Raw genomic sequence first — 12,715 nt, 5'->3', positions numbered from 1 at the left:
CTGGCGCGTCGCAGGAACGATCGTGGTCGTGCACTGGGCGCCCGATATGGCCGCTCGGCGCACGGTATGCCACATCATGAGCGACCATATGGCCGCTCATGAGGGGATACGGACAGACGGACCGACGGATGGACGGACGCCCGCCCCGTCAGGCGCCCAGCAGCTCCCGCACCTTCGCCGTCCCGAGGGCGAGCACGAGGGTCGGGAGCCGGGGGCCGCGGTCGGCGTCGACGAGGAGGTTGTAGAGCAACCGGAAGAACTCCTTCTGGTCGGCCTTCACCTGCTCGGTCGGGGCGTCGTCGAAGCCGAGGCCGCGGGCGACCTTGGGCACGCCGTAGACGACGGACGTGACGGAGTCGAGGTCGGGCTCGGCGGGCAGCCGGTCGAGGAAGATCCGCAGCCAGAGCTCCTCGTCCTCGGTGAGCGACGCGAGCCGCGCGGCGTCGGGCGTGGTGCGTACGGTCGTGCGCTCGGACGCGGGCACGTGCTCGGCGGTCCACTGCATAGCCAGGGACAGCCGCGGCTCGAGGTCGGCGACCGAGTCGTGGGGGAAGCCCGACGACTCGATGATGCGCGAGATCAGGTCCGCGGACCCGGCGGTCACGTCGGCGACCGACGACAGGGTGCGGAAGGGCACGGGCACGGCCGGGGTCGGCAGGCGTCCGGCGGACGCCGTCGACGACGCGCGGTGCCACGCGAGGGTCGCGACGTCGGACGTCGTGGCGGCCTTGCGGCCCAGCGCGTCCCACTCGTCGTAGAGGCGTACGACCGAGGGACCGAAGTCGATGTCGAAGGCCTGCGTCGGCGCACGGCGGACGTAGAGCCAGCGCAGCATCGGCGCCTCGAGGATGCGCAGCGCGTCGGTCGCCGTCGGCACGCCGCCGGCCGAGGACGACATCTTCTGCACGCCGGCGAAACCGACGAACGCGTAGATCACGCGCGCCGGGGCCTTCCAGTCGAAGATCGAGCGCACGATCTCGGTGCCGACGGTGTACGACGAGCCGGGCGTCATGTGGTCGCGGCCGGCGGGCTCGAAGTTGACCGACTCGTAGGCCCAGCGCATCGGCCAGTCGACCTTCCACACCAGCTTGCCGTCGGCGTCGGTGGACAGATTTGTGGTGCCCGAGAAGCCGCAGGACGCGCAGGTGTACGACAGCGTGGTCGTGGCGTCGTCGTACGCCGTCGTGGTGACGGTGTCGCGGCCGCACTGGCGGCAGTAGGGGCGGTAGGGGAAGCGCGCGATCGCGTCCGCGGAGACGGGCGCGTCGTCCTCGTTGGCGACCGAGTCGGCGAGGTCCGCGGCCTCCTGGTCCGAGGCGTCCTCGGCCGGCGCGACCTTCTTGGTGCGGTGCTGGGCGAGCACAGCCTCGATCTCGTCGCGCCGTGAGACGGCGAGGAGGACCTGCTCGCGGTAGGCGCCGGAGGTGTACATCTCCGTCTGCGAGACCTCCTCCATCTCCACGCCGAGGTCGCGCAGCGCGTCCTGCAGGGGGGCCTTGAAGTGCTCGGCCCAGCTGGCGTGGCACTCCCACGGGTCCGGCACGGCCGTCAGCGGCCGGCCGATGTGCTCGGCCCACTCCGCGGGCACCCCTGCCGGCACCTTGCGGAAGCGGTCGAAGTCGTCCCACGAGTGCAGGTGGCGCACGGGCACGCCCCGGCGGCGCAGCTCCTCGGCCACGAAGTGCGGCGTGATGAACTCGCGCAGGTTGCCCAGGTGGATCGGGCCGCTGGGGGAGGCACCCGAGGCGACGGTCACCGGGTTGCCCTCGCCGGCGTGGCGTACGGCGTCGTCCGCCGCCCGCGTCACCCAGTCGATCGGGTCGCCCTGCCCCTGCCGTCCACCTCGTGCCATGCGCGCAAGGCTATCGGGGCACGAGACGGGCGTCGGAGCCGTCCCCCGCGGCGGCTCCGACGCCTTGGTCGCCCCTCACGGAGCAGGCCGGCTCACACCCCCGCGTCAGCCGGCCGAGCCAGTATCCGTTGGCCGGTCCCTGCCACGCGGATCCTGAGTGCCGCTGGCACTAAACTGCCACGGTGTCCGCCGACCAGTCCTCCGTGCTCGCCGCGCTGGGGCTCGACCGCGCCGCCGAGCAGCTCTACTTCCGGCTCGCGCCGATCTCCGGCCACACCACCGCCGGGGTGGCGCAGCTGGTGCAGGCGGACCCCACCGTCCTCCTGCGCGACCTGCGTCCCCTGCTCGAGCGCGGGCTCGTCACGCTCCAGGACGACCGCGTGGTGGTGCCCCCGCTCGCCGAGGCCGTCTCGCGGCTCGTGCTGCACGAGGCCCGGACCGCCGCCACGTCGGCCGCCCGGCTGGCCGAGATCTCGAGCGCGGTCCCGCACCTGGTCGCCTCGGCGACGCGTCCGGGAAGCCAGCTCGTCAGCGAGGTCCAGCCGCTCGACGGCGAGCTGACGTCCGGCGGCAACCCGCTGGAGCTGCTGCAGCTGATGGTGCGCACCAGCCGCGGCGACATGCTGTGGCTGCGCCCGGACGCGTGGGCGATGCCCCGCGAGTCCGCGGTGAGCGAGCTGATCGCCGAGGCGATCGGCACGGGGCGCCGCTCGCGTGCCATCTACCCGGTGCGCGCCCTCACCGAGGCGCCCGAAGCCCTGCGCACGCGCGCCGCCCTGGGCGAGGAGGTCCGCGTGGTCTCCGAGCTCCGCACCCGCATGTTCGTCTTCGGCGACGCGCACGCCGTGCTGCCCGAGCCGCTCGGGTTCACCGACGAGCCGCGCGTGCACGTGCGGCAGCGCTCGATCGTCGCGGCCCTCACGATGTGGTTCGAGTCGATGTGGGCGGCCGCGGCGCCGGTGCCCGAGCTCGAGTCGCGCGGCGACGTCAGCCCCGGCAGCAGGCAGTTCCTCCTCGAGCAGCTGATGGCCGGCGCGACCGACGAGGTGATCGCCCGCAAGCTGGGCATCGGCCTGCGCACCGTCCGGCGCCGGGTGGCCTCGCTGATGACCGAGCTCGGCGTCGACACCCGCTTCCAGGCCGGGGCCGAGGCCGTACGCCGCGGGTGGATCTAGGGGGCGGAGGTCAGGCGGGCGGCAGGATCATCGCGTACGCCGCGCGCTCCAGCCGCCAGCTGCGGCTGCGCTCCGGGCCGGAGATCTCGCCGTCCGCAGAGAGCCAGAACTCGTCGCCGCTCACCTTGACCGACGTCCCGCGCAGGCTGAGCACGTCGTCGCGCTCCTCGTGCTCGCCCTTGCTGAGCCCGACGACGTAGCCCACCTTCGCCAGCGGCTTCACTGCACGGCTGATCATCACGTCGAGCCGGCCGTCCTCGGTGTCTGCGTCGGGGTTGAGCTCGGTGCCACCTCCGACGTTGCCGCCGTTGCCGATCGCGACCATCAGCACCGGCCGGTCGACGTCGTTGACGACGACGCCGTCGAGCTCGACCCGCAGCCGCCAGTTGGGCGGGTGGAAGGCCGAGAGCGCCGCGCCGATCGGGTAGCCGAGCTTGCCGAGGTTGACCTTGCCGACGCCGACGGCGCCGAGCCGGGTCTTCCACTTCGCGCCCTTGCGGCTGGCCTGGGCGCCGACACCCACGTGCACGTTGTTGACCACCACGTTGCCGGTCTCGTCGACGATCAGGTCGACCCGTCGGGCCTCGCCGTCGAGGACCAGCCGCGCCGCGTCCGCGATCTCGAGCGGGATGTCGTTGCCGCGCGCGAAGTCGTTGCCGGTCCCCATCGGCAGCAGGCCCAGGGTCGCGTCGGCGAGCTCGTGGCGCTTGTGCAGCGCGGTGACGACCGCGTGCAGGCTGCCGTCCCCGCCGGCCACCACGACCGTACGCCCGCCCGCGCGGTGCAGGACGCCGTCGAGCTCGCCGGGGTTGGAGGTCTTGGCGACCTCGACGGAAGCCCGCTCGCGGAGCACGGCCAGCGCCTCGGACAGCCGCTCCTCGTCGGAGGTGCCGGCGTCGGCGTTGGTGATGACGAGCAAGGACTGCACGCCCGGACCCTAGCCGACCGGTCCCGGTCGCACCCCCCGGACGCGAGCAGGGACGTACGCCCCGGGTGCGGTAGCGTGTGGCCGCAAGAGCCCCGGTGCCTTGTGCCGGGGCTGTTCGCATTTCAGGTTCTGCCGAACGAGACAGAGGAGGGCTGGGATGCCCGCGATCGTCGTGCTCGGCGCCCAGTGGGGCGACGAGGGCAAGGGCAAGGCCACCGACCTGCTGGCCACCACGGACCCGATCGACTACGTCGTCCGCACGAGCGGTGGTCACAACGCCGGCCACACCATCGTGGTCAACGGCGAGAAGTACGCCACCCACCTGCTGCCCAGCGGCATCCTGACCCCCGGCGCCACCTCGGTGATCGCCGGCGGCGTCGTGGTCTCGCCGGAGGCGCTCTTCCGCGAGCTCGACGGCCTGATCGCCCGCGGCGTCGAGGTGGCCGACCTCAAGGTCAGCGCCAACGCCCACGTCATCGCGAGCTACCACGCGACGATCGACAAGGTCACCGAGCGCTTCCTCGGCAAGAAGCAGATCGGCACCACCGGTCGCGGCATCGGCCCGGCCTACGCCGACAAGACCAACCGCGTCGGCGTGCGCATCGCGGACCTCTTCGACGAGAAGATCCTGACCCAGAAGGTCGAGGCGGCCCTCGACGTCCGCAACCACCTGCTGACCAAGGTCTACAACCGCCGCGCGATCGAGGTCGACGCCGTCGTCGAGGAGCTCACGTCCTACGCCGAGCGCCTCCGTCCGATGGTCTGCGACACCTCGCTGCTCCTCAACCGGGCGCTCGACGCCGGCCAGACGGTGCTGTTCGAGGGCGCGCAGGCGACCATGCTCGACGTCGACCACGGCACCTATCCGTTCGTCACGTCGTCCAACCCCGTCGCCGGCGGGGTGTGCGTGGGCGCCGGCATCGGCCCCACCCGCATCGACCGGGTCATCGGTGTCATCAAGGCCTACACCACCCGCGTCGGCTCGGGCCCGTTCCCGACCGAGCTGTTCGACGAGGACGGCGTCCAGCTGCAGCAGCTCGGCGGCGAGATCGGCGTCTCCACCGGGCGTACGCGTCGCTGCGGCTGGTACGACGCCGTGGTCGCGCGCTACGCGAGCCGCGTCAACGGCCTCACCGAGCTGTTCCTCACCAAGCTCGACATCCTCGGCGCCTGGGAGCGGATCCCGGTGTGCGTGGCCTACGAGATCGACGGCCAGCGTGTCGACGAGATGCCGATGACGCAGACCGAGTTCCACCACGCCACGCCGGTCTACGAGTACTTCGACGGCTGGCAGTCCGACATCTCCGGCTGCCGCTCCTTCGACGAGCTGCCCGCCAACGCGCAGGCCTACGTCAGGGCGCTCGAGGACATCTCCGGCGCGAAGATCTGGGGCGTCGGCGTGGGGCCGGGCCGCGAGCAGACCGTGGTGGTCCACGGCGGCTGACCCCCGCCGACGACTACTCGTTGTCGACCAGCGAGGCGCTCTCGGACTCGCAGCCGTCGGTGGTGCACGGCACCTCGCCCCACGCCACCGGCTCCTGCAGGGTGCCGCCGTCGGCGAGGTGGACCTCGACCAGGGCGGTGCCCGACTCGTCGTCGTAGGAGTGGAGCCGCACGACGTCCTCGTCGCCGTCGCCGTCCACGTCGGACGCGGCGACGTCGAGGTAGGGGATGTCCGGCCCGCCGCTGGTCGGCGCGACGAGCTCCTCGGGGGTGCCGAAGGTGCCGTTGACGAACCGCTGCACCGCGACCGTCGCGCCGTACTCGTCCTCGCCCCACCGGTCGGTGATCAGGTGGACGAGCTCGTCGTCGCCGTCGCCGTCGATGTCGGCGGCGGTGAAGTCGGCGACGCCGTAGCGGCCGTCCTCGATGCGGGTGGTCGGCGTCTTGCGGAAGCGCTCGCCGGTGCTCAGCAGCACCCGGAAGCGCACGCCGACGGCGTCGCCGCCGTTGAAGACCTGCGCGGCGAGGTCGTCGCGCCCGTCGCCGTCGAAGTCGCCGATCGCGAACAGGTCGTCCTCGTTGGCACGGCCGCCGCGGGCGGCGAACTCGACGGGGTCCTCGAACCCGTCGCCGGTGCTGCGCGCCACGGCGACGACCATGAACTTCTCGCCGCGGTTGCGGGTCATCAGCAGGTCGGAGCGGCCGTCCCCGTCGAAGTCGCCGACGCCGTAGAAGCCGTAGTCGGTGCGCCACCGGAAGGTGTGGCGGGTCGGCTCGTCGACCCCGTCGCCGGTGCCGCGCCAGACCGTCGCAGTCACCTCGGTCTCGTCCTCGCTGGCCTCGAACTGCACCAGGTCGGGCCGGCCGTCGCCGTCCACGTCCCCGGTCTTGGGCCGCTCGATCGTGCCGATGTCCTCGGCCGCCTCGCCCAGCGCCGAGCCGTCGGACGCGAGCAGGACGACCGGCAGCGGCTCGAAGCCGTCGCGGAAGACCGTCCGTCCGACCCGCACGTCGCCGAGGCCGTCGCCGTCCCAGTCCCCGGCGACGGGGTCCTCGACCGCTTCTGCGGGCGTGCCCGCGCCGTCGGGGGTGGCGGTGGTGTCGTCGTCCCCGCCCAGGGCGCGTACGCCGAGCGTCCCGCCGACGACCACGACCAGCACCGCTGCGGCGATGGCCGCGATCCGGCCGGTGCGCCGCCCGGTGCCGGTTCGGGTGTCGGACACGGAGCCGGGCACGGAGCCGGACGCGGAGCCGGACGGGGACCCGGACGTGGGGGCCGGCACGTGCGCCCCGCCGGGATCGGGCGTCGGGGTGGAGGGCACCGGCGAGGCACCGGAGTCGTGGGTGCCGCGGGAGAGGGCGAGCAGGTCGCTGCGCAGCTCGCCCGCCGTGGCGTACCGGTCGGCCGGGTCCTTGGCCATCGCCCTGGCGAGGATGCGGTTGACCTCGACGGTCGCCTCGTCGGTGCCGGGCAGCTGGGGGACCGGCTCGTTGACGTGCGCGACGGCCATCTCGACGTCGGACCCGGCGTAGGGCGCGCGCCCGGTCAGGCACGCGTGCAGCAGGCAGCCGAGGGCGTAGACGTCGCTGGCCGGCGTCGCTGGGGCGCCGTGCGCGCGCTCCGGGGCGAGGTACGCCCAGCTGCCGGCGACGCTGCCCGCGCGGGTGAGCCCCTCGCCCGACTGTGCCTGGGCGATGCCGAAGTCGCCGAGGTAGACGAACGGCTCGGCCGCGTCCGGGTCTCGCACGAGGACGTTGGCCGGCTTGACGTCGCGGTGGACGATGCCGGCGGAGTGGGCGTCGTGGAGCGCCTCGGCGACCTGGGCGCAGATCGCGGCGGCCATCGCGGTCGGCACCGGGCCGCGCTGCTTGAGCTGGGTGCCGAGGTCGCCCCCGGCGACGTGCTGCATCGCGAGGTAGGGCGTGCCGTCGACGTCGCCGTGGTCGAAGATCGTCACGATGTGCGGGGAGTCGAGCCGCGCCAGCGTCTCGGCCTCCCGGTGGAACCGCGCCAGGCCCTCGGCGTCCTCGGCGAGCTGCTGCGACATCACCTTGAGCGCCACCCGGCGCTGCATCCGGGTGTCGAGCGCGAGGTGGACGACGCCCATCCCGCCGCGTCCGAGCGCCTGCTCGACCTCGTACCGGCCGAAGGTGTCCCCCGGTTGCATCGCCACAGCTGCTCCTTCTCCTCGACCGTGCCTCGACCGTCCTCGACGTCCGACGACGTCCTGCGCCGACCGCGTGCCCGGTGGGTGTCCGGCCAAACCTCCCGGAACCGGGGAGGCCGGACGCCTCGATAGGCTCGCGACCCGTGAAGACCCTCGTGATCGGAACCGGGGGGCGTGAGCACGCGCTGGCCCTCGCCCTCTCGCTCGACCCCGCCGTCGAGGAGGTGCACGCCGCCCCGGGCAACCCGGGCATCGCGGCCGTCGCGACACTCCACGACGTGGACCCGATGGACGGTGCCGCGGTCGCGGCGCTCGCGACGTCGCTCGGCGCCGACCTGGTCGTCGTCGGTCCGGAGGCGCCGCTCGTCGCGGGCGTCGCCGACGCGGTGCGCGACGCGGGCGTCGCCGTCTTCGGTCCGTCGCGGGCCGCGGCCCGGCTCGAGGGGTCCAAGGCCTTCTCCAAGGAGGTGATGGCCGCCGCGGGCGTGCCCACCGCCGGCTCCCGCACCTGCGCCACGCCCGACGAGGTGGCAGCCGCCCTCGACGCGTACGGGCCGCCGTACGTCGTGAAGGACGACGCGCTCGCCGCCGGCAAGGGCGTGGTCGTCACCGGCGACCGCGCCGAGGCCCTCGCGCACGCCGCGGGCTGCGACCGGGTCGTGGTCGAGGAGTTCCTCGACGGGCCCGAGTTCTCGCTGTTCGTCGTCTGCGACGGCACCGTCGGCCGGCCACTGCTGCCGGCCCAGGACTTCAAGCGCATCTTCGACGGCGGGAGGGGCCCCAACACCGGCGGGATGGGGTCGTACGCCCCGCTCGCCTGGCTGCCCGACGGCATCGTCGAGGCGGTCATGGCCGACGTCGTCGCGCCGACCCTCGCCGAGATGCAGCAGCGGGGCGCGCCGTTCGTCGGGTGCCTCTACGTCGGCCTCGCCCTCACCGCTGCGGGCCCGAAGGTCATCGAGTTCAACTGCCGCTTCGGCGACCCGGACGTCCAGCCGGTGCTGGCCCTGCTCACCTCGCCGCTCGGCACCCTGCTGCGCGCGGCGGCCGACGGCGACCTCGCCTCCGCTCCCGCCCCGACCTTCGCCGCGGGCGCGGCCGTCTCGGTGGTCATGGCGAGCGCCGGCTATCCCGAGGGCTCCCGCTCGGGCGACGTGATCGTGGGCACCGAGACCCTGGCGGTCGAGACCGACGTCGACGTCATCCACGCCGGCACCGCCAGGACGACCGACGGGCTGGTCACCGCCGGCGGTCGGGTGCTCGCCGTCCGGGCCGTCGGCGGCGACGTCGCCGACGCGCGGGCCAAGGCCTACGAGGGCGTCTCCTCGATCGGCTTCGCCGGCGCCCAGTGGCGGCGCGACATCGCCGCCGAGCCCCTGGGCATCGTCGAGGGGGCCGAGTCGCGTGGCTGAGCACGCAGCCCCCGGGTCCGCGATCCGGGTCCGCGAGGTGCTGCACGGCGCCGAGTGGGCGTCGTGGGACGAGCTGGTCGTCGCCGACGACGCGATCCTCGTCAGCCTCCAGCGCGACGGCACGCCGATGACGTTCCCGGACCACCCGGTCCCGCACCCGTGGGGCCACCTCGACGCGTGGACGGGCACGACCGTGCTCAAGCTGCGGCGCCCGGGCGACTGGTACAGCGTGTGGAAGTTCTTCGACGCCGAGGGCGCGTTCCTCTCCTGGTACGTCAACTTCGAGACACCGGTCGTACGCACCGCCGACGGCGTCGACGTCAACGACCTCCAGCTCGACATCGTCATCGACCCGGACGGGGCGTGGCGCTGGAAGGACGTCCAGGACCTCGCCCCCAGCCTCGCCTCCGGACGTATCACGCACGACGAGCTGCTCGCCGTGCTGGCCGAGGCCGCGCACGTCGCCGAGCTGCTCGAGCGCGGCGACCGCTGGTGGGCACCGTGGGACGACTGGACCCCGGCGGATGGGACAATCTGAGCCGTGACCGTCCCCAACGTCCTGGCCACCCGCTACGCCGGCGCCGACCTCGCCGAGATCTGGTCCCCCGAGCACAAGATCGTCCTCGAGCGTCAGCTGTGGGTCGCCGTGCTGAAGGCCCAGCGCGACCTCGGCATCGCCGTGCCCGACGGCGTCGTCGAGGCCTACGAGGCGGCCGTCCACACCGTCGACCTCGACTCGATCGCGGCGCGCGAGCGGGTCACCCGCCACGACGTGAAGGCCCGCATCGAGGAGTTCTCCGCGCTGGCCGGTCACGAGCACATCCACAAGGGCATGACCTCGCGCGACCTCACCGAGAACGTCGAGCAGCTGCAGGTACGCCGCTCGCTCGAGGTCGTGCGCGACCGCGCCGTCGCCGCGCTCGTGCGCCTCGGCCGCCTCGCCGCCGAGCACGAGACCACCGTGATGGCCGGCCGCTCGCACAACGTGGCCGCGCAGGCGACGACCCTCGGCAAGCGCTTCGCGACCGTCGCCGACGAGATGCTCATCGGCGTCCAGCGCATCGAGGAGCTGCTCGCGCGCTACCCGCTGCGGGGCATCAAGGGCCCGATGGGCACCGCCCAGGACATGCTCGACCTGCTCGACGGCGACGCCTCCCGGCTCGAGGAGCTCGAGGAGCGCGTCGCGCGCCACCTGGGCTTCGAGGACGTGCTGACCAGCGTCGGCCAGGTCTACCCGCGATCCCTCGACTTCGACGTCGTGGCGGCGCTGGTCCAGCTGGTCAGCGGCCCCTCCAACCTGGCGACGACCGTGCGCCTGATGGCCGGCCACGAGCTGGTCACCGAGGGGTTCAAGGAGGGCCAGGTCGGCTCGTCGGCGATGCCGCACAAGATGAACACCCGCTCCTGCGAGCGGGTCAACGGCCTCGCGGTGATCATCCGCGGCCACCTGTCGATGGTCAGCGAGCTGGCCGGGGACCAGTGGAACGAGGGCGACGTCTCCTGCTCGGTCGTGCGCCGGGTCGCCCTGCCCGACGCGTTCTTCGCCACCGACGGCCTCTTCCAGACCTTCCTCACGGTGCTCGACGAGTTCGGCGCCTTCCCGGCCGTGATCCAGCGCGAGCTCGACCGCTACCTGCCCTTCCTCACCACGACCAAGGTGCTGATGGCGGCCGTACGCAACGGGGTGGGCCGCGAGGCCGCGCACGAGGCGATCAAGGAGGCCGCCGTCGGGACCGCGCTCGCGATGCGCGCGGGCCAGGCCGACAACGACGTCTTCACCAAGCTCGCCGCCGACGGACGACTCGGCCTGACCCGCGACCAGATCGACGCCCTCGTCGCGGACCCGATCGAGTTCACCGGGGCGGCCGTCGCCCAGACCCGGGCGGTCGTCGCCCGCGTCGAGGCGCTCGCGGCCCGGCACCCGGAGGCCGCGGCCTACGTCCCCGGCGCGATCCTCTAGGTCGCCCGGTCAGTCCCCGAGCCGCCACGACCGTACGGCGGCGGCCAGGGCCACGGCCAGCACGGCGAGGGCCGCGAGCAGGGCGCTGCGTGCCGCGACCGGCGCGGAGGTCGTCGCGGCGACGGCCTGGTAGACCGTCATCAGGAGGGCGGCGCCGAACGCCGAGCCGATGCGCTGGCCGGTCTGCAGTGCGCCCCCGGCGGCCCCGCCCATCTCGGGCGGCACCTCGGCGAGCGCGAGGGTGAAGTTCGGCGAGATGACGCCGCCGCCGCCGATGCCGGCGAGCAGCATCGCCGGCGCGAGCGTCCACCAGAGGTCGTCGCTCGGGGAGGTCACCAGCCAGGCCGCCAGCGCGGTCCCCGTCATCATCACGCTGAGCGCGACCAGCGTGACCTTCCTCCCGAGCCTGCCGACGAACCGACCGGCGATCGGCGAGGTGACCGCGGCCCCGACGGCGAACGGGGTCATCAGCAGGGCCGTACGCAGCGGGCTGAACCCCTCGCCCTCCTGCAGGTGCACCGAGAGCACGAGGAAGATGCCGGTGAACCCGGTGAAGTAGAGCGTGCCGACCAGGAGGCCGTTGGCGTAGCCCGGCAGGCTGCGCAGCAGCGAGACGTCGAGCAGCGGCGGGCGCTCCAGGCGTACGGTCCGCCTCTCCCAGTGCACGAACGCCCAGGCCAGCGGTGGGAACGCCACCAGCAGGACGAGCGGCAGCCCGGCGCCACCCTCCAGGCTGACGAGCGGGTAGAGCACGGCGAGCACGGTCAACCCGAGCAGCAGCGCGCCGGTCAGGTCCACCCGCGGGTCCCGGTCGCCGGCGTCCTCGTTGTCCGGCACCATCCGGCGGATCAGGACGAGCGCGACCAGGCCGATCGGCACGTTGACGAGGAAGAGCGACCGCCAGCCGTTCTCGTCGCCCAACAGGCCGATGAGCGCGCCGCCGATGAGCGGACCGGTCGCGGAGGCGACCGCGACGGTGAAGCCGAACATCCCGAACGCCCGGCCTCGCTCCTCGCCGCGGAAGAGCTGCTGGATCAGCCCGGAGTTCTGGGGCGTGAGCAGCCCGGCGCTCGCCCCCTGCGCCAGCCGGGCCACGACGATCCACGCGGCGTTGGGGGCCAGGCCCACCGCGGCGCTCGACACCACGAAGCCGATGAGCCCGATCGTCATCATCCGCCGGCGACCGTGCGCGTCGCCGAGCCTGCCGCCCGCGACGAGCGTCATGCCGAAGGCGAGCGCGTAGCCGGACACCACCCACTGCACCGTCGCGGCACTCGTGTCGAGCCCCTCGCGGATCGAGGGGATCGCCACGTTGACGATCGTGACGTCGAGCAGCGACATGAAGCCCACGACGAGGGACACCGCGAGCACCCGCCAGCGACGGGGATCGGGCTCGTACGTCCCCTGCGCGGCGGCGGGGGCGGTGCGTTCGTCCTGGCTCACGCCCGCCAGCCTTGCACCCAGGGCATGATCGGGGCATGGCAGCGGTCGAGGCGCGGATCACGGGCCGGGTCCAGGGCGTCGCCTTCCGGTGGCACACGCAGGAGGAGGCGCTCCGCCTCGGGGTCAGCGGGTGGGTGCGCAACGAGGTCGACGGGTCGGTCCTGCTGCACGCCGAGGGCGACGACGTCGCGGTCAGCGACCTGGTCGCGTGGTGCCACCACGGACCGCCGTCGGCACGGGTCAGCGGCGTCGCCGTGCGCGAGGCGGCGCCCAGCGGCGCGACGTCGTTCGAGGTCACCGGCTGACGGAGCCGAACTCGAGTGATCTGGTCGAC

10 protein-coding genes are annotated in these 12,715 nt (G+C 73.4%); 6 read left to right on the top strand and 4 right to left on the bottom strand.

Going from position 1 to position 12,715, the window contains the following annotated elements; genetic code table 11:
* Nucleotides 1–148: 148 nt before the first annotated feature.
* Nucleotides 149–1,852, bottom strand: coding sequence for a lysine--tRNA ligase (lysS, locus tag F4692_RS05440; protein ID WP_179618573.1), 1,704 nt, complete (start codon nt 1,850–1,852; stop codon nt 149–151).
* Between the two features lie 182 nt (nt 1,853–2,034).
* Here lysS and F4692_RS05435 point away from each other — a divergent pair, with 182 nt between their 5' ends.
* Entirely contained in the window at nt 2,035–3,027 is a 993-nt protein-coding gene (locus tag F4692_RS05435; RefSeq protein ID WP_179618572.1) for a helix-turn-helix transcriptional regulator, read from the top strand.
* 10 nt (nt 3,028–3,037) lie between these two features.
* Here the strand turns inward: F4692_RS05435 and F4692_RS05430 are convergent, their stop codons facing one another.
* A complete protein-coding gene (locus F4692_RS05430; RefSeq protein WP_179618571.1) occupies nt 3,038–3,955 on the bottom strand; it encodes a diacylglycerol/lipid kinase family protein in 918 nt (305 codons plus the stop codon).
* 157 nt (nt 3,956–4,112) lie between these two features.
* On the opposite strand from F4692_RS05430, the gene F4692_RS05425 reads away from it, so the two are divergent.
* Nucleotides 4,113–5,399 carry an adenylosuccinate synthase gene (locus tag F4692_RS05425; RefSeq protein ID WP_179618570.1) on the top strand — a complete coding sequence of 429 codons (1,287 nt, stop codon included), beginning with the start codon at nt 4,113–4,115 and terminating at the stop codon, nt 5,397–5,399.
* Nucleotides 5,400–5,412: 13 nt separating this feature from the next.
* On the opposite strand, the gene F4692_RS05420 is transcribed toward F4692_RS05425, so the two are convergent.
* Nucleotides 5,413–7,566, bottom strand: a complete 2,154-nt coding sequence (locus F4692_RS05420; RefSeq protein ID WP_179618569.1) for a protein kinase domain-containing protein — start codon at nt 7,564–7,566, stop codon at nt 5,413–5,415.
* A gap of 143 nt (nt 7,567–7,709) precedes the next feature.
* Here F4692_RS05420 and purD point away from each other — a divergent pair, with 143 nt between their 5' ends.
* Genes purD through purB form a run of 3 tightly spaced genes read left to right on the top strand, consistent with a single transcriptional unit; the run spans nt 7,710 to nt 10,938 of the window.
* Nucleotides 7,710–8,978 (top strand): phosphoribosylamine--glycine ligase, encoded by a 1,269-nt coding sequence (gene purD, locus F4692_RS05415; RefSeq protein WP_179618568.1) that lies wholly within the window; start codon nt 7,710–7,712, stop codon nt 8,976–8,978.
* The gene (locus tag F4692_RS05410; RefSeq protein WP_179618567.1) at nt 8,971–9,516 is read left to right on the top strand and encodes a ribonuclease FAU-1 family protein; all 546 of its coding nucleotides are present in this window, start codon (nt 8,971–8,973) and stop codon (nt 9,514–9,516) included. The genes purD and F4692_RS05410 overlap by 8 nt, the downstream gene beginning before the upstream one ends.
* Before the next feature lie 3 nt (nt 9,517–9,519).
* Nucleotides 9,520–10,938, top strand: coding sequence for an adenylosuccinate lyase (purB, locus tag F4692_RS05405; RefSeq protein WP_179618566.1), 1,419 nt, complete (start codon nt 9,520–9,522; stop codon nt 10,936–10,938).
* Nucleotides 10,939–10,947: 9 nt separating this feature from the next.
* Here the strand turns inward: purB and F4692_RS05400 are convergent, their stop codons facing one another.
* Complete coding sequence (locus F4692_RS05400; protein WP_308645164.1) at nt 10,948–12,381, bottom strand: MFS transporter; 1,434 nt, start codon at nt 12,379–12,381, stop codon at nt 10,948–10,950.
* Nucleotides 12,382–12,416: 35 nt separating this feature from the next.
* Between F4692_RS05400 and F4692_RS05395 the strand changes: the two genes are divergently transcribed.
* A complete protein-coding gene (locus tag F4692_RS05395) occupies nt 12,417–12,686 on the top strand; it encodes an acylphosphatase (RefSeq protein ID WP_179618565.1) in 270 nt (89 codons plus the stop codon).
* Nucleotides 12,687–12,715 lie beyond the last annotated feature (29 nt).

The organism is Nocardioides cavernae, assembly GCF_013410035.1.
Lineage (GTDB): Bacteria > Actinomycetota > Actinomycetes > Propionibacteriales > Nocardioidaceae > Nocardioides > Nocardioides cavernae_A.
Note: the sequence above shows the minus strand (reverse complement) of the source record. Positions and strands in the feature narration are given on the sequence as shown.